General features: G+C 37.7%; 14 protein-coding genes and 1 pseudogene. 9 read left to right on the forward strand and 6 right to left on the reverse strand.

Features of this window, described 5'->3' with window-relative positions; translation table 11 throughout:
• Positions 1 to 3: 3 nt before the first annotated feature.
• The 8 genes and pseudogenes from DBO93_RS12070 (at position 4) to DBO93_RS12105 (ending at position 10709) form a co-directional block, all read left to right on the forward strand.
• On the forward strand, positions 4 to 834 hold the full coding sequence (locus DBO93_RS12070; RefSeq protein WP_081149847.1) for a carbohydrate ABC transporter permease: 831 nt from the start codon (positions 4 to 6) through the stop codon (positions 832 to 834).
• A gap of 11 nt (positions 835 to 845) precedes the next feature.
• Positions 846 to 1873 (forward strand): annotated as a pseudogene (locus DBO93_RS12075) (ABC transporter ATP-binding protein).
• Positions 1874 to 1900: 27 nt separating this feature from the next.
• Positions 1901 to 3367 carry a mannitol dehydrogenase family protein gene (locus DBO93_RS12080; protein ID WP_108456574.1) on the forward strand — a complete coding sequence of 489 codons (1467 nt, stop codon included), beginning with the start codon at positions 1901 to 1903 and terminating at the stop codon, positions 3365 to 3367.
• A 22-nt stretch (positions 3368 to 3389) separates the two neighbouring features.
• Positions 3390 to 4100 carry an HAD family hydrolase gene (locus DBO93_RS12085; RefSeq protein WP_108456575.1) on the forward strand — a complete coding sequence of 237 codons (711 nt, stop codon included), beginning with the start codon at positions 3390 to 3392 and terminating at the stop codon, positions 4098 to 4100.
• 3 nt (positions 4101 to 4103) lie between these two features.
• Complete coding sequence (locus DBO93_RS12090; RefSeq protein WP_108456576.1) at positions 4104 to 5063, forward strand: sugar-binding transcriptional regulator; 960 nt, start codon at positions 4104 to 4106, stop codon at positions 5061 to 5063.
• A gap of 86 nt (positions 5064 to 5149) precedes the next feature.
• On the forward strand, positions 5150 to 6097 hold the full coding sequence (locus tag DBO93_RS12095) for a PfkB family carbohydrate kinase (protein WP_108456577.1): 948 nt from the start codon (positions 5150 to 5152) through the stop codon (positions 6095 to 6097).
• 81 nt (positions 6098 to 6178) lie between these two features.
• On the forward strand, positions 6179 to 7819 hold the full coding sequence (gene pgi / locus DBO93_RS12100) for a glucose-6-phosphate isomerase (RefSeq protein WP_108456578.1): 1641 nt from the start codon (positions 6179 to 6181) through the stop codon (positions 7817 to 7819).
• An 868-nt stretch (positions 7820 to 8687) separates the two neighbouring features.
• Positions 8688 to 10709, forward strand: a complete 2022-nt coding sequence (locus DBO93_RS12105) for an extracellular solute-binding protein (protein WP_108456579.1) — start codon at positions 8688 to 8690, stop codon at positions 10707 to 10709.
• Positions 10710 to 10845: 136 nt separating this feature from the next.
• On the opposite strand, the gene DBO93_RS12110 is transcribed toward DBO93_RS12105, so the two are convergent.
• On the reverse strand, positions 10846 to 12873 hold the full coding sequence (locus DBO93_RS12110; protein WP_204100620.1) for a fructose-1,6-bisphosphatase: 2028 nt from the start codon (positions 12871 to 12873) through the stop codon (positions 10846 to 10848).
• A gap of 73 nt (positions 12874 to 12946) precedes the next feature.
• On the reverse strand, positions 12947 to 14026 hold the full coding sequence (gene fbaA, locus DBO93_RS12115) for a class II fructose-bisphosphate aldolase (RefSeq protein ID WP_204100621.1): 1080 nt from the start codon (positions 14024 to 14026) through the stop codon (positions 12947 to 12949).
• 815 nt (positions 14027 to 14841) lie between these two features.
• Here fbaA and DBO93_RS12120 point away from each other — a divergent pair.
• Complete coding sequence (locus DBO93_RS12120; protein WP_108456581.1) at positions 14842 to 16191, forward strand: Na+/H+ antiporter NhaC family protein; 1350 nt, start codon at positions 14842 to 14844, stop codon at positions 16189 to 16191.
• A 135-nt stretch (positions 16192 to 16326) separates the two neighbouring features.
• Here DBO93_RS12120 and DBO93_RS12125 read toward each other — a convergent pair whose 3' ends face one another.
• From DBO93_RS12125 to DBO93_RS12140, 4 genes are all read right to left on the reverse strand, one after another.
• Positions 16327 to 17121, reverse strand: coding sequence for a M48 family metallopeptidase (locus tag DBO93_RS12125; protein ID WP_108456582.1), 795 nt, complete (start codon positions 17119 to 17121; stop codon positions 16327 to 16329).
• 294 nt (positions 17122 to 17415) lie between these two features.
• Positions 17416 to 18912: a HAMP domain-containing sensor histidine kinase gene (locus DBO93_RS12130; protein ID WP_108456583.1), complete on the reverse strand. Its 1497-nt coding sequence runs from the start codon at positions 18910 to 18912 to the stop codon at positions 17416 to 17418.
• Entirely contained in the window at positions 18909 to 19634 is a 726-nt protein-coding gene (locus DBO93_RS12135; protein WP_108456584.1) for a response regulator transcription factor, read from the reverse strand. The genes DBO93_RS12130 and DBO93_RS12135 overlap by 4 nt, the downstream gene beginning before the upstream one ends.
• Positions 19635 to 19894: 260 nt before the next feature.
• Entirely contained in the window at positions 19895 to 20728 is an 834-nt protein-coding gene (locus tag DBO93_RS12140; RefSeq protein ID WP_108456585.1) for a spondin domain-containing protein, read from the reverse strand.
• Between the last annotated feature and the right edge of the window lie 17 nt (positions 20729 to 20745).

Genomic DNA, 20745 nt, shown 5'->3' on the forward strand with positions numbered 1-20745 from the left:
GTTATGTCGATAAATAAGAGTCATAAATCAAAATTAATTTATACCTTTTTAGCTTGGACAATCAGTAGCTTAATATTTTTTCCAATATTATGGACCTTGATCACCAGCTTTAAAACAGAAGCCGAAGCTATATCTTCTAGCCCAAGTTTATTCATGTTTGACTGGACATTAGAAAACTATGAGGACGTGTTAGCACGCTCTCCTTACTTTAACCATTTTTGGAATTCTATCGTGATTTCATTGGGTTCAAGTATTTTAGGATTGTTAATTGCCGTTCCAGCCGCTTGGTCGATGGCATTTGTCCAAACTAAGCGCACTAAAAACTTATTAATGTGGATGCTTTCAACCAAAATGTTACCGCCAGTAGGTGTGCTTATTCCAATTTACTTGTTGTTCCGTAATTTTGGTTTACTCGATACTAAAATAGGTTTGGTGATTGTGATGACCTTAATCAACTTACCTATCATGGTGTGGATGCTATATACCTACTTTAGAGAGATCCCAAGTGAAGTACTGGAAGCGTCAAGAATGGACGGCGCAACTATCGGCGAAGAAATATTATATGTTCTGTTACCGATAGCCTTACCCGGTATCGCTTCAACATTATTGTTAAATGTAATTTTAGCGTGGAATGAAGCTTTTTGGACCCTCATTCTAACCGCCGCAGATGCAGCGCCGCTAACCGCATTTATCGCCAGTTATTCAAGCCCAGAAGGCTTATTTTATGCCAAGTTGTCTGCAGCGTCAGCAATGGCCATTGTGCCAATTTTAATACTTGGTTGGTTTAGTCAAAAACAATTAGTGCGTGGATTAAGTTTCGGCGCAGTTAAATAGGAGATTTGAAAATGGGTAGTATTAATTTAAAGCAAGTAACTAAAGATTTCGGTGATGTAAGCGTAATTAAGCCAATTGATCTAGAAATTAAAGACGGCGAGTTTATCGTATTTGTTGGTCCATCAGGTTGTGGTAAATCAACATTATTAAGAATGATTGCAGGCTTAGAAGACACCACAAGCGGCAACATAGAAATTGATGGCGAAGATGCTACAGCTACACCCCAGCTAAACGAGGTTTAGCTATGGTATTTCAATCTTATGCTTTGTACCCGCATATGTCGGTGCGCAACAATATCGCTTTTCCATTAAAGCGTGCAAAAGTGAGCAAAGAAGAAATTGAAAGCAAAATTGCTAATGTGGCAAAAATACTCAACTTGTCTGATTACCTAGAGCGTAAACCTGGGCAATTATCAGGTGGCCAACGCCAACGTGTTGCCATAGGTCGCGCCATTGTACGTCAGCCTTCTGCATTTTTATTTGATGAACCTTTGTCTAATCTTGATGCGTCTTTGCGCGTTAATATGCGTTTAGAGATTTCTGAGCTACATAAAACACTAGCAACAACCATGATTTATGTAACACATGATCAGGTTGAAGCAATGACAATGGCCGATCGTATTGCGGTATTTAATGCTGGGATAATCGAACAAGTTGGCAGCCCGTTAGAGCTTTATAACACCCCTGTTAATAAGTTTGTTGCTGGATTTATTGGTTCACCAAAAATGAATTTTATCGATATTGACCCGGTAGATGGTGACCCAACTTGCAGCTTAGGCATAAGACCTGAGCATCTTAACATTTCAACAGAAGAAGGCATGTGGGCAGGTAAAGTGGGTGTAATTGAACACCTTGGATCAGAAACCTTTTTACATGTGCATATTGAAGGCAGCGGCACCTTCACCGTTAAAGCCGGTGGTGATTGTCCTTTTGTTTATGGCGACAAAATTTTCCTAAGTGCTATGGACAACAAAATGCTTCATTTTGATGCCGCTGGTGTCACTTTGCCACAAGCACACGCTAGCATTATTTCTATATAGCCTGTTGGAAACTAAGAGCAAATACCTATGTCAATTAAGCTAAACAATCTTACCCTTGATACGCTGCCAAGTAAGGTTAAAAAACCTAACTACAGCAGAGAATCTCTATCACCTGGGATCATTCACATCGGTGTCGGTAATTTTCATCGTGCGCATCAAGCGATGTACATGCATAAATTATTCAACACCGGAGTAGCTCACGATTGGGCCATTCGTGGTGCCGGTATCAAGTCATACGATGCCGCTATGCGCGATAAACTAATACAACAAGACTGGTTAACTACCGTTGTTGAATTAGATGATAAAAATCTTACCGCTCAGGTAACTGCAGCGATGACCGATTTTATTGAAAATGATGCAGCTACCTTAGTTGCTGCGCTCAGTGAAAGCGAAATTCGTATTGTATCTTTAACCATTACTGAAGGTGGTTACTTTATGGATGATAAAACAGGTGCATTTAACCTGGCTCATCCAGAAATTCAAGCCGACATTGCTAATGTCGACTCCCCTTCTACGGTATTTGGTTTAATTATTGCGGCACTTAAAAACCGTCGCACGAAAAAAATTAAGCCTTTCACGGTGATGTCTTGTGACAATATTCCACACAATGGTGATGTTACACAACGTGCTGTTAATGAAATGGCCAAGGCCATTGACCCTGAATTAGCAAATTGGATCAGCAAAAATGTTACGTTTCCCAACTCAATGGTTGACTGCATTACGCCAGCGACATCAGCACAAGAGCGTGAACGTTTAAAAACATTGTTTGATATTGAAGACCAAGCGCCAGTTTTTTGTGAACCTTTTAGACAATGGGTACTAGAAGACAATTTTGTCAATGGTCGCCCTCCTTTAGAGGACGTCGGCGTAGAGTTTGTCAAAGATGTAGCCCCATTTGAATTAATGAAATTGAGAATTCTAAATGGCGGACATGCATCTATTGCCTATCCTGCGGCACTATTAGGTATTTTGTTTGTACATGATGTAATGGCTGATCCAATGATCAGTCAATACCTTAAAAAGTTAGTAAGTGAAGAAGTTATTCCAACGCTTGCACCCGTACCTGGTGTTAGCTTTGACGAATACTTTGCGATAATAGAATCAAGATTCGCTAATCCGGAAGTACGCGATACTGTGCCTAGGCTTTGCCAAGATGCATCAAACCGTTTACCAAAGTTTATCTTGCCAATTATAGCGGCTAACATAGCAAGTAATAGAGACTGTAAAGGCCTCGCACTTGTGGTTGCTTTATGGTGCCGTCTTTGTTTTGAAGGCGGTAATACTGAAAGTGATTTTACGCTTGATGATCCGCAATCAGCAAGGTTAATAACACAAGCCACTTTAGCTAAAGACAATGCGTCAATATTTCTACAAATGAATGATATATTTGGAAATCTTGGTAATAACGATAACTTTGCAAAAAACTTTACCTTTTGGTTGGAAATGCTTTGGGATGTGGGTACTCTTGCTACTCTAAAGCACTATTTAAAATAACAACACAATAGGAAGTACAAAGATGACTAAATCTAAGCCTTTATCAAGCAGTAATGCTATAAATTTGGTCATCTTTGATTGCGACGGTGTATTGGTAGACAGTGAAATACTCAGTCAACGTGTATTACTTAGCATGCTCAATGAGCTAAGTGTTGTGGCGTCAGAAGAGTATTTCCTTACTAACTTCTTAGGTTTTAATTTCGAACATGTTACCGCTAAGGTTTTAACTGACTATGGTGTAACGCTAACAAGTGAGTTTCGACAACGTTATCGTGAAGCATTGATAGAGACTTTTGCCCAAGAACTGCAAAAAACCGAACAATTAGAGTGGCTATTATCTCAACTTAACGTCAAAAGTTGTGTTGCAACTAGTGGTAGCCCTGAAAAAGTCAAACATTCATTATATTACACCAAACTTGATCAGTATTTCGATGGTCGTGTATTTACCTCATCTGAAGTAAAAAATGGCAAACCAGCACCCGATTTATTTTTACATGCTGCAAACAAAATGGGCGTAGCGCCTGAAAACTGTTTAGTGATTGAAGATTCAAACGCAGGTATCCGTGCTGGATTAGCGGCCAAAATGCATGTCATACGATATGTGGGTGCTAGTCACTTGAAAAATAGAGATATTACTACTCAAATACCTGACGATGTTAGTACAATAGGACATTGGAACCAGTTATTTGAGCAAGTACCTTCACTTAGTTCATCAATTGGAACGGAGAAGTAGACGGTGTTAAAAAGATCTAATGCAGAAATCAGAAAGCTAGACGACGCAGCTAAAGCTGGCTGGTTGTATTACGTTGCTGGGCATACACAAGAGCAAATAGCGAAAAAACTCAATGTTTCACGCCAGTCTGCACAACGTATGGTTGCCTTATCGGTAAGCGAAGGCTTGATAAAAGTAAGGCTTGAGCACCCTATTGCTAAGTGCATGGATCTACAAGTTAAAATTAAACAGCGATTTGGACTGAAATCTTGTATTGTTGTGCCAAGCGCTGACGGTGAGTCTTCTTCAACACTCGGCCTAGCCCAAGCCGGTGCGAGTGAAATAGAGTTACATTTAAAATCGCCAGAGCCTAAAGTAATCGCAATGGGCACTGGTCGTGTTTTACGTGCTTGTGTGGAAGAACTCGCGTTATTGAATTGTGAGCAACACCAAATAGTCGCATTGCTGGGTAACATGGCAATGGATGGCTCTGCTTCGTCCTATGACGTTGTTATGAGAATGGCTGAGCACATTAACGCTAAACATTACCCAATGCCATTACCTGTACTGCCAAGCAGTAAAAAAGAAAAAGAACAGTTACACGCACAACACTATATCGCGAGTAACTTAAAGTTAGCCGCGCAAGCAGATGTGACTTTTGTCGGCGTTGGCAATTTAGCCATTAACTCGCCACTTCATATAGACGGTTTTGTTACCCCTGAAGAACTAAAAGAATTACAAACTAAAGGTGCAGTCGGCGAATTAATTAGTTGGGTTTTAGATATCAACGGTAATTTAATTGACTGTGCCGTTAACGATCGTGTTGCCAGTACACCGCTAAAAGTAAACTCCGATAAAGCGGTATATGCCATTGCTGCTGGAGAAGAAAAAGTATTTGCCATATTAGGCGCACTTAGATCAAAATTAATTAATGGTTTAATAACGAATGAATACACAGCTGAACGTTTACTGAGCATAGATTAGTATTAACTGTATTTAATGTTGTTTCAAAAGTTAAAAATTAACCTCCACTAATAACAAAATAGTAACGCGTAAAATAAGGAATTAAAATGACATTTAAAGTAGCGGTTTTCGGTGAAGCTCTATTTGATATGATTGAGCAAGAAAATGGCGATTACCGTCCTTTTATTGGTGGATCACCTTATAATGTTGCAAGAAGTTTTTCTAGACAAGGGCTCGATTGCAACTACTTGTCTCCAATCTCTAATGATAGCTTTGGGGATAAAATTTACAATTCGGCAACCATTGAAAACATCCGTTTGCCGCAGAATAACCGCTCTTTTCAAGCCACGTCTTTAGCGTTAGTTTATAAAAATGAACAAGGTAACCCTGATTATAGGTTATACCGTAAATCTGTAGCCGATTTAGATATAAGTGCTGATAGATTATTAAGCAATTTACCTGAAGATTTAGACCTTTTTCATACGGGTTCTTTAGCGCTTGTGCCTGAAATGCTTGACGTATTAATTCCTGTAATGACTGCATTGAAATCTAAAGGTGTAAAAATTAGTATTGATGTAAATGTGCGCAAAGGTGTTGAAATTGATCACGCTAAATATGTTAGCGCTATTGCACAATTAATTACTTACGCAGATATTGTTAAGGTCAGTGACGAAGATTTACTTTTACAAGATTTAGTCGGTGATCCTCAAGAACTTGCAAGTAATATGCTTAAAGATATGACCAATGGAATGGTAGTGCTAACATTAGGTGAAGCTGGCGCTCATATCATTACTGAAAATATAAATATTAAGCAGGCTGTTTATAAAGCAGTCCCTATGGGTGACACTGTAGGTGCAGGAGATACTTTCTTTTCATCCATGCTGGCTCAGTTATTACGAGATAATGCACTAACCCCTGCTGCTGAGAAAGAACACTTAGCATATGCATTAAAATATGGTTCTCTTGCAGCGTCAATCAATGTGTCTAAAATTGGTTGTCAACCGCCAACACATGCAGAAGTATTAAGTAAATTAGATGAGCTTGGCTGCGCGTAAAGCTAAACTGAAATAAATTATTTTAGTTACCTACTCATTTATTTTTTGAAACAAACTTAAATTTTATAAGGCTTATTAAACATGTTAACTAATTCTCTGGCATGGCAAAACTTACAAATTCATTACTTAGATAGTAAAACAATTCATTTAAAGTCTTTGTTTCGAATTGACCCTGAAAGATTTGATAAATTCACCATAACAGCATCAGGGCTCACCCTAGATTACTCAAAAAACCATTTAGTACCCGAAACAAAAAAATTGTTGGTTGATTTGGCCGAGCAATGTGGTGTTAAAGAAAAAATAGAGCAGATGTTTTCTGGTGCGCCAATTAATACCACTGAAAACCGCCCTGTTTTACATACCGCTTTGCGTAACTTTTCTGATGAGCCGGTTTATGTTGATGGCGAAAATATTATGCCATTGGTTAAAGGTACCTTAGAAAAAATTAAAACCTTTGTTAATGATGTTTCGTCTGGTGCTACAAAAGGTTATAGCGGTAAAGCTTTTACAGATATTGTGGCTATTGGTATTGGTGGGTCATTTTTAGGGCCTAAAATCATGTCAGAGGCATTAAAGCCTTACCGCCAAAAACATTTAAATGTGCACTACGTTGCCAATGTTGACGGTTGTCATATTCACGATGTGTTATCGACTTTAGATCCAGAAACCACCTTAGTGATCACCTCATCAAAAACATTAACTACTCAAGAAACGCTGAGAAACACTGAATCGGCGAAAGAATGGTTTTTAAAACAAGCTAAAGTTACTGATATTGAACATAACTTTGCCTGCGTTTCGAGTAATATTAAAGCGGCGAAAAGCTTTGGTATCAACGAGAAAAATATATTTCCAATGTGGGATTGGGTCGGTGGTCGATACTCTATTTGGTCAGCCATTGGTTTACCGCTTGCCATAGGCATTGGCTATGATAATTACTTAGCGTTTTTAAATGGCGCATTTGAAATGGACGAGCATTTTAGACAAGCCCCTTATGAAGAAAATATGCCGGTAATTATGGCGCTTCTAGGTGTTTGGTATCGAAACTTCCATGGTGCTCAATCGCAAGTATTATTGCCGTACTATCATTATTTACGAGGCTTGCCTGCCTACATACAGCAGCTTGATATGGAAAGTAACGGCAAATCGGTTAATTTAGATAACCACGAAACTAATTACGATACAGGACCAATTATTTGGGGTAGTGAAGGTACAAATGGGCAACATTCATTTCATCAATTGATTCATCAAAGTAAAACGCCAATTCCTGTCGACTTTATTTTGCCACTGAACCCGCATGTTGATATTTCAGATCATCATGACATGCTCATTGCTAATTGCTTGGGTCAAAGCCAAGCGTTAATGGAAGGTCAATCACAAGAACAAGTGATTGCAGCCATGACTAAAGCAAAATGTAGCACTGATGAAATAAGCTATTTGTCATCTCATAAAGTCATGAAAGGTAACAAACCTAGTAATACCCTATTAATGCCAAAATTAACCCCTAAAGCCTTGGGTAGCCTGATTGCTTTATATGAACATAAAGTATTTGTGCAAGGTGTGATCTGGCAAATAAACTCATTTGACCAATGGGGTGTAGAATTAGGTAAAGCATTGGGTAATGAAATATTTAGTAAGCTTTCTAATATTGATATGCCGCTAAATATGGATGGTTCAACTAAAGGCTTGATTAACATTTGCCGTAAAAGACGCACCATCAGTTAATTAAGCACTAAGTAAATAGAACTTTTAGCCTCTGTAACTCATTTGTTATAGGGGCTAATTTAATTTTCATGACGCAATCAATGTTCATCAATACTATCGATTGTTAACCCCTCCAATTATCTATTTATAAATATGTAAGCTAGTACAATAAAAATAAGATTAATGGCTGTGCTCTTAACCTTTCCAACAAAATTAACACTCACAATACCTCGTTAAAAAATGCATTAAAATAGTAATAAATTGTCATTAATATGGATAATTAGATAACCTCAAATATCACATAACCTTGTGTTAAATTAACCTAAATCTAGGTAGAGAGCATAAATTTTAAAAAGTAATATCCGTTAGCAATACCACAGGGTAAGACATTGTTCATAAAGCTAAATATAGTTTTTGCTAATGACGAATTCGTCGCTATACTCAAGAGTAAGTGATAATAGTAGTTATATTACAATAAAATAAAGTCATGATTTAAAAGGGTTGAAAACAGCGACCTGTTTTCTACAGTATGAACTTTAAATCTCAGTCAATTAAACTAAGGTTTATCGTTCAATATAAAGGGAGTTTAACCAATGAAAAATACCAATACAGCTAATACTTTCAACACCTACTTAGCTGAAATTAATTTTCGCGCTAGTTTATTAAATAGAAACAGTATATTAAAATCCCAGCAAAAGTATTTTCCAATCAAAATCATAAACCTCATCTTTTATTCCCTTAGTAATTTACAGCAACTTTTCTTATTTAGTTGGCAAGTCCCTCCTCAATGTCGAATTAAAACCAACAAGTTGAGATTCATAGTCAGTAGTACATGCAATAAGTTAGCCGCTTAAATGCTCATTTAGGCTTATTCATTTTAGGAAAATATATGAAGCGTAGTTCACATTTTATATTCTTAAGTTACATTATTTTTTTCTTATCAATATTTACTCAGAAGGTATACGGTAAAGAATTAAATTTTGCGAGTTATGAGATGGAGCCATATGTAGGAGCATCCTTGGAACAAGAAGGTGCGATTGTAGAAATTATTGCTTCGGCATTTGCGCAATCCAATAACAAAATAAAAATATCTTATTTTCCTGCCGCTAGAGCCAAATCGATAAAAAACAGTAAAAAATATTTAGGTGTTTTTCCGGTTATAGAAAACACAGTATCAATTGAAAACTATGCTCTTTCAGATCCCTTACCCGGCATTCAGTTAGGATTATTGAAGAAAAAAAGTAATACCGCTTTCAAATCATACGATTCAAAGCACATTGGTGTACTAAGAGGCACGACTTTTAAAGTAGTAAAGTCTGAATTTAAAAACGCCATTATGGTAGAAGTAAATAGTCTCGAACAGTTACTGAAAATGTTAGATGTGGGAAGGCTAGACTATGTTCTTATAGATAAACACACAGCGTCTGACTTAATTGTAAAAACACTGCCTTATTTGATTGGTCAATTAGATTTTGTTCCTGCTAGCAGCGATTATTTAAGTGTACATTTAGCGTTTTATAAACACAACGCCTCAGAAACAGAGAAAATTTTAGCAGCATTTAATCAAGGGCTTAAACACATTAGTGCAACTGGATTAGTGAGCAAAATTTTATACAAGCACGGCTTGTTAGCGTTTGAAAGTCAACATGATAAAAACACCATTAGAATAGCCACCGTTGACAATAAAGAGCTGTTAATGATGAAAGAATTATCTCATCAATACCTGGCTCATCATCCTAATATAAAACTAGAATGGCGTGTTCTAGACGAGTCGGTATTAAGATTACGATTAATGAGTGATCTTGCGGTTTCTGGGGGCGAATTTGACATTATAACTATAGGAGCATACGAAGCCATGCTCTGGGCAGAAAAGGGTTGGTTACATCCAATAAAAGACCTAAAGCCCGATTATGAAGTCTCTGATATTATTTCTTCAATTAAAGATGATTTAAGTTATAAAAATACACTTTATGCATTACCATTTTATGCAGAAAGCTCGATGACATACTATCGTAAAGACTTATTTGAAGCGGCAAAAATTAACATGCCTAGTCAACCGACATGGTCTCAAATTTATGCGATGGCTAAAAAGTTAAATAATAAAAACAAAGGTATAAACGGCATATGCTTACGTGGAAAACCAGCTTGGGGAGAAAATATTGCTTTAATAGCAACCATTGTTAACGGCTATGGTGGCAAGTGGTTTAACCAAGGTTGGCAACCACAATTAACATCGAAAGAGTGGCAAGCAGGAGTATCTCTTTACATAGATTTAATGCAAAAATATGGTCCAATAAACGCTAATACTTTAGGGTATCAAGAAAATCTTGAATTATTCTCCCAAGGTAAATGTGCGATATGGGTCGATGCTACCGTAGCTGCGGGTACTTTGTTTAATCCTAAAAACTCTACTGTACACGATAAAACCGGATTTGCAGCTGCGCCTTATGAAGTGACTGCTGAAGGGGCAAGCTGGCAATGGACTTGGGCCCTAGCAATACCGGCTTCATCAAGTTCATATGATAATGCCCAAAATTTTATTGAATGGGCAACATCGAAAAAATACATAAATGAAGTCGCTAAGCAAAGTAACTGGATCTCTATCCCCCCGGGCACACGCTATTCAACCTATAAAAATCCACATTATAAAAACAGCGCTCCGTTTAGTGACTTTGTTTTTCATGAAATTGTACGTGCGAGTACTGTTAATTCATCGTCTAAAAATAGTCCTTATCAAGGTATTCAATTTGTAAATATTCCTGAATTCCCCTCCATTGGCAATTATTTAGGACTACAAATATGTAAGGTGTTGTTGAAGAAAAAGAATTTAATAGAGGCACTCATTGAATCTCAGGAGTTTGCAGAAATGCAGCTGAAGCTTTCAAATAATAGGAGTAAAACTTCTAGTTAGATAGACTTTCGGTAAATGTCTCGTATTTAACCTTTTTTATGTCATATAAAAAAGGTTAGGTATTTAATGATGATTGGAGGTTATTAAGCGCTTAGTAAGATCTGTAGAGTAATAGACTTTATTGCTGTTAAAGCTTTTAAAGCTGTCCACTTTGATAAGCATTGAGTAAATTTTTCAGCTCAACAATGCTCTTATTGATTTCAATGCCTTCATCACAGTCTTTAACTTTAAGTGCAGGAGTCATAGTCTCGATACATTCGATATCAAAATCAACCTGAGGACCACGCTTTATATAGCTATCAATCGACTCAAACGGTTTGTGCGCTATTAATGATAATGCATCAGCGTTAGACACTAGCGTATAACCAGCAATACCTGTTGTTCCACGATAAGCCTTCGCAAAACCACCATCAATCACTAATAGCTTACCATCGGCTTTAATCGGACTTTCGCCTTTTTTAACCTTTACGGGAACATGGCCATTTACAATGCGTCCGTCATCAGAGTTAACACCAAATTCGTGCAATATTTTTTTCGCTGACTCTGCTTCGTTACGCAAGTCATAATAAGCATTACGACCTTCTGAATGTACGGCTTTATCAGCAATAAAATAGCGCTCAAAGGTCGCCATTCTTTGTTTACCAAATAAAGGCGATTGTTCACCACACCATAAGTACCACATGGCATCTTCGCCATAAGTTTTCTCTGTTGACCCATCAGGTGCAAAGTAGCCTTGTCTTGCCAGTGTATCTACTCTGTCGACAAATGCCTTTCCTGAAAACTCTTCGCCTGCGACCTTAAATGATTTAAACGAACCATCATCATTCATCGCTACGCAGCCGTGAAATAACAAATGGTCATTGCTAACATGATACATTGCACCATGACTATAAAGAAAACGTGTATGCTTCTGTAAATGCTTACTATTCAAAAATGCCTGTTTTAGTTGTTCAATAACAACTTGTTCTGCTTTGCTCAGGGTATACGGGTCATCAGCCGAAATGGTAGGAAAATGTTGATCAATTAATGCATAAGAAACCTTGTTAATACTAACCGTACCTGCAGCATGATCAATCTTGTCGAGTAACAAACGATCATCCATTTGATATTGCGGGCGTCTTTTGACGATTTGACCTTCAAGTTTCAATTGTATTATCGCTATCGCTTTTTGCATTTGCGCTAATAAACCACGTTCATTATTCTCTAACGTCTGATCTTCAGGTACTTTAGGCTGAAATTGTTCACAAGGGTCATCACCATAAAGTTCAACGGCAAGAGCAGCAAGTGGCAGTAAATTAATACCATAACCACTTTGTAGTGTTTCAAGGTCGGTATAGCGCAACGCAATCCTAATCGCGGTGGCAATACATGCTTCACTACCTGCAGCAGCCCCCATCCATAAAATATCATGGTTGCCCCATTGCACGTCAACGCTATGATATTTCATTAGCATATCCATGATGTGGTGAGCACCTGGACCACGGTCATAAATATCACCAACAACATGCAGCTTTGATATTGCTAGCTTTTGAATCAATTCTGCAACGGCAAAAGTAAATGCTTTAGTCTGATCTGAGCTAACAATGTCTGTGAGAATATTGTCTGTGAGAATATTGTCTGAGATAATATTGTCTGAGATAGTATTGTTTGAAGGAGTATCTAAGTTGTCTTGAGTCGTATGGCCGCTCTCAGACAAACCCATGTCCGATTGTGGCTCGTATATTAGCGTTGCTATTTCTTTAGTAAAGGTATCAGGCAGTAATGCTAGAATTTTTGAACGCGCATACACTTGACTATATTTACGACAAATTAGCACCAAATTTACCAGTGACTGCATTGAACATTTTGCATCTTGGTCACTGCCTTCGCTATTAAACGAAAGTACTTCTTCTGGGTAACAAACTAACGCCGTTAATTGGTGCTGCTCATCAGCACTTAATTGCTTGTGAAACAATTGACTAATTAACTGGGCGATTGAACCTGAGCCATTTTTAATAACATGACAAAAAGACTCATACTCGCCATGTAAATCAGAAACAAAATGCTCTGTTCCTTTTGGCAGGTCCAATTCACCTTCGAGTTTACTTATTGCATCGGTTACAGAAGCTATTGACGGGTATTCACTCGCGAGTAATCGCAGTGCTATGTCATCATTGGCTTTCAAAATAATATCTCACTTTGCTGTACGTGGCTAAAGTCGTTAAATATATTTATGTACTGATGCAATTTATGTCACCTTAACCTAACGAGTTGATATTATTTAAATCTTTACAGATCAAAACTAAGCGCTCTTTAAATGACTGTTCAGCATGTCTAAGCCAAACTCTCGGGTCATAATTTCCTTTATTAGGTTTATGCTCACCGTCAGGGTTGCCAATTTGGCTTTGTAGAAAGGCATGTTTTTCAGCAGAGTACTCTCTTACACCATTCCAAAATGCCCATTGTAAATCAGTATCGACATTCATTTTTATTACGCCGTAACCAATCGCCTCTTTAATGTCTGCAGCACTTGAGCCTGAGCCACCATGAAAAACAAAATCGACCGGTTGCTCACCCGTAGCAAATTTTTTCTGAATATATTGTTGTGAATCTTTTAAGATAGTAGGACGTAATTCAACGTTACCTGGACTATAAACACCATGCACATTGCCAAAGGCAGCCGCAACAGTAAACTTGTTACTCACTTCACCTAATTCTTTGTATGCATAAGCGACTTCTTCAGGTTGGGTGTATAAACGTGAGCTATCTACGTCAGAATGATCGACTCCGTCTTCTTCACCACCGGTAATGCCTAACTCTATTTCCAACGTCATGCCCATACGGTTCATGCGCTCAAGGTAGCGCTTACACGTTTCAATATTCTCTTCGAGTGGCTCTTCAGACAAATCAATCATGTGTGAAGTAAACAACGGCTTACCGTGTTGCTTAAAATAAGCTTCGCCTGCGTCAAGCAAGCCATCAATCCAAGGCAACCATTTTCTGGCGGCATGATCGGTATGAGTCATCACACGTGCACCATAAAGTGGAGCTAATTCATGAACATGCTTAGCACCAGCTACCGCACCCGCAATAGAAGCACGTAAATTATCGTTATTTAATCCTTTACCAGCATAAAATGCTGCACCACTGCCAGAAAATTGAATGATGGCTGGTGAGTTAATTTCACTAGCGGTTTCTAACACAGCATTAATAGTATTGCTTCCTGTAACATTTACAGCTGGCAATGCAAAAGCATTGGCTTTTGCATAGGCAAAAAGTTGTTGAACTTCGTCGCCGGTAATTACACCTGGGGCAATATTATTTTTTATCGATGTCATGTTGTTAACTCCATTAGTTGTCGTTATGCTTTTTATGTCCATTGTATTTATTATAGAACTTCTATTGAAGAACTAATATTGTTGATTTGATTATTTATTTAGCATAAATGAGCTCAGTAAATTGACCTGCTCTATTTCAAATCTAACCCTACCAGCCGCTATATCAATAATGTGAATATATACAAAAGTTTTCAATCTAGGGATTACTTATACATTGGTTACATTTACATTACAATCCAACATTACCAATAACGATTAAAGGCATATGAATTTTGGTAATACAAAAAGTTAACACAGGTTACGTGGTGATATTTTAAACAACAATAAAACACAGTATTCACTTAACAACACACGCCCTAAAGACCGTAAAAATTAAATAGTAAATACAACCACTAACAAAATAAAAAACAGAGCCACCATCAAATAAGCACATAAAATATAGCGTACTTAAAGTGACATTAAAAATGAATAAACAAGTAAAAAGGCTATTGGTTACTTTGTAATATTGGTAATAACCTATAGAAAATAAATATATAATAATTTATTACTTTTTAATAATCACTTTGTTCAAAGACAAAAATCTGCAAGTTTCAATATAGTTAAGTTAGCTATAAAAATTACCATTAAAGCTCGAATACAAATAAAGCATAAATAAAAAAAATATCTCATCACTAATGAATTATCAAATTTAAACTTCTAGACGTCTAGATTGACAAGCAATTTAAACGTCATATAATGCAATCCAACATAGACATTCCTTGAGAAAAAGTTATTGTTTACTTTGAATAAAAACAATAACTGAAAAGATTTGATTAATGACCAACAATAATTCGCCAATACCAGCATCAAACTCATCAAACAAAAGCAGTTCAGCGCCTAGCTTGAAAAGCCTCATACCTTTTGGTGCTTTCCTGGGGATATTTCTTGGAACGGGTATAGTACTAACGCTCCAAGGGGCTGATTTTGCCTTTTACCAACTCCCCGCCAGTATTGCCATTATTCCAGCCATATTACTGGCTATTTATATGGGCAAAGAAACAGTCAACGAGCAAATCAATCAATTTATAGCGGGGGCTGGGCACCAAAATATTATAACCATGTGTATTATCTATTTGCTCGCTGGCGCATTTGCGGCGGTTGCTAAAGCAACAGGCAGTGTAGATGCTAGCGTACAATTAGGATTGTCACTTTTTCCTGATTATTTTCTCTTGCCTGGTTTATTTTTAGTCGCGGCATTTCTTGCTACAGCCATGGGAACCTCAATGGGCACCATTGCCGCTATTGCACCGATTGCCTTAGGATTTGTAGAGTCTGCCGATATTGATGCTAGCTTGATTGCCGGCTGTATTATCTCGGGTGCTATTTTTGGTGATAACTTATCGATAATTTCTGACACCACCATAGCGTCGACGCGAAGCCAAGGCGCGCAAATGAAAGATAAGTTTCGAGTTAATTTTAAATTCGCTGTTCCTGCCGCACTCATTTGTTTAGCACTACTCGCAGCTAATGGCGTTACAATAAGCCATGTAGCTAGCCAAGAACTCGACGTTATCGGTTTTTTGCCTTATATCGTTATTCTGGCACTGGCACTTTCAGGTATGAATGTCTTTATGGTGCTGATCATCGGAATAGTGTTGGCAGCCGTTATTGGCATGTTGAACAATGACTATCAATTAGCAACATGGGTAAGCGATATCAATAAAGGTTTTGCCAGCATGCAAGACATCTTTATTTTGTCGTTATTTATTGGCGGCTTAAGTGAGCTAATTAAACGCCAAGGCGGATTAAGTGCCCTAACAGCAAGTATTGAACGGTTAACCCTAAAGGTTAGTCCTCATAACAAAAAGCGTGCCGCAGGCATTGGTATAGGCGCTTTAGCTTTTTGTTGTAACTTTTTTACTGCCAATAATACCGTCTCTATTATTGTTACTGGTGAAACGGCTAAAGGCTTAGCACAAGATGGAGAGCTCAGCCCTGCTCACTCCGCCAGCATGTTAGATATTTTTGCTTGTATCAACCAAGGTTTATTACCCTATGGAGCACAAGCTTTGCTGCTTGGCGCGACTTTAAAAATATCCCCTTTAGACGTAGTGGCAAATGCCTACTACCCTATGATTTTATTTTTCGTGGCTAGTTTTGCTTTTTGGCGAATTACCAGAAAATAACCTTTATCTCTTTTAATTCTTCCTACACTTAACAACAAAAAGCCCGAATTAACGGGCTTTTTCTTTCAATAAGAAGTTAGTTTATTCAACGTTAACTAATCAAAATACCAAGCGATTAAACATTACAACGTAATGCTAAATAGTGGGTTTAACACAATTAGGCGGTGTTGATTTTTTAAAAATAGGCAGTGATTTCGGCAAATGTTCAGTTAACTGCTTTATACGCGTTTCATTTGATGGATGAGTCGACATAAATTCAGGTGGCGAACCTGCTGAGATTTTAGCCATATTTTGCCAAAGTTTAATACTACCTTTAGGATCGAAACCAGATTTAGCCATTAAATCTTGGCCGACAATATCTGCTTCACTTTCATGGCTACGACCATATGGCATCAATACCCCATACTGCACGCCTAAACCTAAACCTGCCATCATCATATTTCGACTTTCTACATTCTGGCTTTCAAGCACTACACTGACAATAGAAAGGCCCATTTGGCTCACTTGACTTGATGATAAACGCTCGTTCGAGTGTTGCTCAATAACATGACCCACTTCATGACCAATAATAGCGCCTAATTGATCTTGGTTCTCAGCTACTTTTAATATGCCAGTATAAACGCCAATTTTTCCACCGGGTAATGCAAAGGCATTAACTTGTTCGGAGTCAAATACCACCACTTCCCACGCGCCGTCATGTGCAGACTTTGGTACATTGACAGTAATAGCGTTAGCAACACATTGCACATAGCGGTTGATTTCAGGTGACTGGCTTATTTTTTCTTTGGTTTTCATTTCTTCAAAAGATGCGCTACCCATTTTATTGAGTTCGTCTGCAGACATCATCATTAACTGCGAACGACCTGTTGAAGATTTGGTACAACCGGTTAAGGTGATTATTGCTAAACATATCGCCAATTTAATTTTCATCTGCTCTCCTAAAAAAATTTACTTTAAAATAAATACGTTAATAGCTTATTCTAAGTAATGAAAAGTTAAATATCTATTATTTATTGGATTAAGGTCTAGTGATGAGCGGTAAGAGTTCAACCGAGCGGCTAATATGAACTCACTATCGAATATATTTGTATCGCTGTTGCTGTTTATATTTATGCACAATGAATTTTTTTCTGATTTTTTAACGACAAAATAATAAAATTACAGTCTTAAAGACTCAAAGCGTTAAGGTCAGTGCAAGCTATATCAATTGACCTACTTATTTAGTTACTTAATTTCTTCTATTGGTATTACTCGTCTTAAGTTAAACGAAAACGCAGTACCTTTGCCTAAGGTGCTTTTTACTTTGATATCAGATTTCAATAATTCTAATAACTTTTTAGTAATAGCTAACCCTAAGCCCGTATGTTTATTTTTATCTTGTATGGCGTTACTTGCGCGATAACGGGTGTCAAAAATATACGATAGCTCTTCTGCTTTTATACCCGTTCCGTTGTCAGAAATTGTAAGGCTACATTGATTTTCATTTAACTCTTCGATAATTAACTCAATTTTTCCTCTCTCTTGAGTATGGCGAATAGCGTTTTCTAATAAATTACTGATCACTCGTTCAAGTTTAGCAATATCACTATAAACTTGAGTATAAGAACTGTTGGGTTTTACTGAAATATCGATGTGCTTTGCGTTGGTCTGCAAATTAAACTTTGCCATAATATCGTAGAGCAATTCGGCTAGATTAAATGTTTCAAAGTTTAAGGTAACTTGACCACCTTCAAGGTGTGTAAGCTCAAATATTTGATCAATGAGTAACTTCAACTGTAGGGTATTTTTTAGTACGGTATTAATGTGCTTTTCTCGTACCTCAGCCGTTAACTCATTGCCTTTATGGGCGATCATTTCAATATAACCTTGTAATGATGACAAGGGGGTTCGTAAGTCATGAGAAATATCAGCTAACAACTCTCTTCGTTTCACATCACTTTGTTGTAAAAGGTTTAATTGCTCATTGAGTTGATTAACCATTTCTTCAAAAGCCACGCCCAATTGATGTACTTCATTACTGCTATTAGGCATCCACGAGGTTAACTTTAGCGATGATTTATCAAAGCCTGCATTTTTTAATAACTGAATATCATGGTTAAGGCGACGAAGTGGTCGAGTAAAGTAGTAAAAAATGCCCAGCATAACAATGAAAAGAAATACCAATGCTCCCACCAGCATAACCATAGAAAGTTCAGCTTGTCGGTCAGAGTCTACACGGTTATAAGCAGACTCATAACGCTCTCCGGTGACAATAACATACAGATAGCCAATTAACTGGCTACCATTAAAAACAGGGGCTGCTGAGAATATTTTTTCACGGCTCTCATGCTGTGGATCATCACCATAAATAGGTAAGCTGATCTCATTTTGTGTTAGCTGAATTAATGGTTTTAGATCAATACGATCGCGTTTAATTAATGACGGTGTAATTGAATGAGTTAAAATAACGCCATTAGGGTCAATAAAATAAAATTCAAATGCGGGCCCTAATACCATTAAGGTGTGAAAAAGGTTTTTTAAGGCTTGATGGTCATAAGCCCCTTCCTGTAACAGCGGGTTATCACGAGCTAAATTAGCGGCAAGTGATAGATGTAAGTTTTGTTCTGACTCATAGCGTGTTGTTTGCTCTAAATTTTCTGCCCAAACAAAAAACACACTAATAATGACAATAAATACCACTAACAGTGACAACGATAGTCTGTGGTAAAGTGATAATCTCACGCTGCAACACCATGACGACAAAGTTTATATCCTACACCCCATACAGTTTGTACAATTGCAGGTTTAGTGGCATTAGTTTCAACTTTATTACGTAATCGATTAATGTGTGAATTTACCGTATGCTCGTAACCGCTATGGTGATATCCCCAAACTGAGCTTAGTAATTGTTCACGAGAAAATACTTGGTCTGGGTGAGAAGCTAAGTAAAAAAGCAAGTCAAATTCGGTTGATGTCAATTCAACATTATTGCCATTTAATGTAACTAAATGAGAAACACAGTCTATCTTCAGTACTCCTAAGGTCAAATACTGTTCTGGCGATTGCTTTTCTATTTGTTGTTGGCTAATTTTTGATAACAAATGTACTCTCCGCAATTGACTGCGCACTCTAGCTTGCAATTCACGAACACTAAATGGCTTCGTCATATAATCATCAGCGCCTAGCTCAAGGCCAAGTACACGATCAATTTCACTGTTTCTTGAAGTTACCATTAGAATGACTTGCTCGGGTTTTTGTTCACGTAATTGCCGACAAACATCTAAGCCTGATATGCCCGGCAACATGACATCAAGCATGACAAGATCATATTGATTATTTGCTAGCTTCTCTAACGCTACTTCGCCAGATAAACAATGCTCAACGGTTAAACCAATTTCTTGCAGGTTTAAGCTGATTAAATCTGCAATGTCTTGATCATCTTCAACTACCAAAATGGTATCCATGTTCTGCTCCGTTATTATGTTTTTTTCACAAGAACTTAGCACAGACTGAATTAACTCCAATAGGTATGTAAAGAATTTTTTAATTATGTAAAAGATTTTTGTCTTACAAATAAAATTCGATATATTTCTGTGCCTTTTACATAAGAACTTGCCAGCACAGAAATACTTTCGTGATTTTATTAATAAAGCGAGTTATTTAAACTCAATAACAATGACATCAATAATTTAAAATCTGAGGGCGTTTAAAAACGCCCTACTCATTATCGTGTTCGAGTTACAACAATACGCGCGGTTGGATTGTCCCAACGATCAGCTTCGGTAAGTACCGAGGTACTTAAACCTTCTTTACTCTCATCAGCTGCATTCTCGTTAGTAATAACACCACGATGAAAATGAACACTATCAAAAAGATCATCACGTTCAGCATTAAAACCTGCACTGGCTCCACCACCGCCTGCCGCACCGGCTGCTGGCCCTGGCATTGTGTCAGCTGTTTCGGTATTTGCTTCGGTACCAGCATCCCAAGTCGGTGCCATAAAGCTCATAGTTTGACCCACTGTCATATTACTAATGTCTGCAGCATTTAGTCCCGTAAAGGCGTCGTTAGTATTAACTAGCATAGTGGTAAAACTAATGCGTAAGTCGTCAACATCTAAAAGCGGCACTAAAAGTGTCGACATTGCACCGATAGATTTAGGCGATGTAGCACCAGGGGTTGTTACAGCATCTAAATACTGAGTCGCAGCTAAAGCTTCTGATATTAACCCTGATGGGTCGCCACCTTCTGCCAGCTGTTCTAAACCTAGACTGGCCATTTCGCCATCGATAAAAGTATTAAAACCAGACTCATGTAACACTACAGCCGCCGGTGAAAATGGTTGAGCATAAGTTAAATTAGTGACCTGTACAGTGAAAACGGCAAGGTTTCCATTAGTGCCGTCAGAGCCATTTGTGCCATCGGTACCATTTGTACCATCAACACCAGCACTACCTGCAGGACCTGTAGCGCCGCTTTCGCCATCATCGCCACCACAACCAGTTGCTAAAACTGCAATTAAAGGCAGCAAAGCTAACGTTAGTTTGTTCATATTCATGATCAATTCTCCCTAAA

It is taken from the genome of Colwellia sp. Arc7-D (genome assembly GCF_003061515.1).
In the GTDB taxonomy this organism is placed as follows: domain Bacteria; phylum Pseudomonadota; class Gammaproteobacteria; order Enterobacterales; family Alteromonadaceae; genus Cognaticolwellia.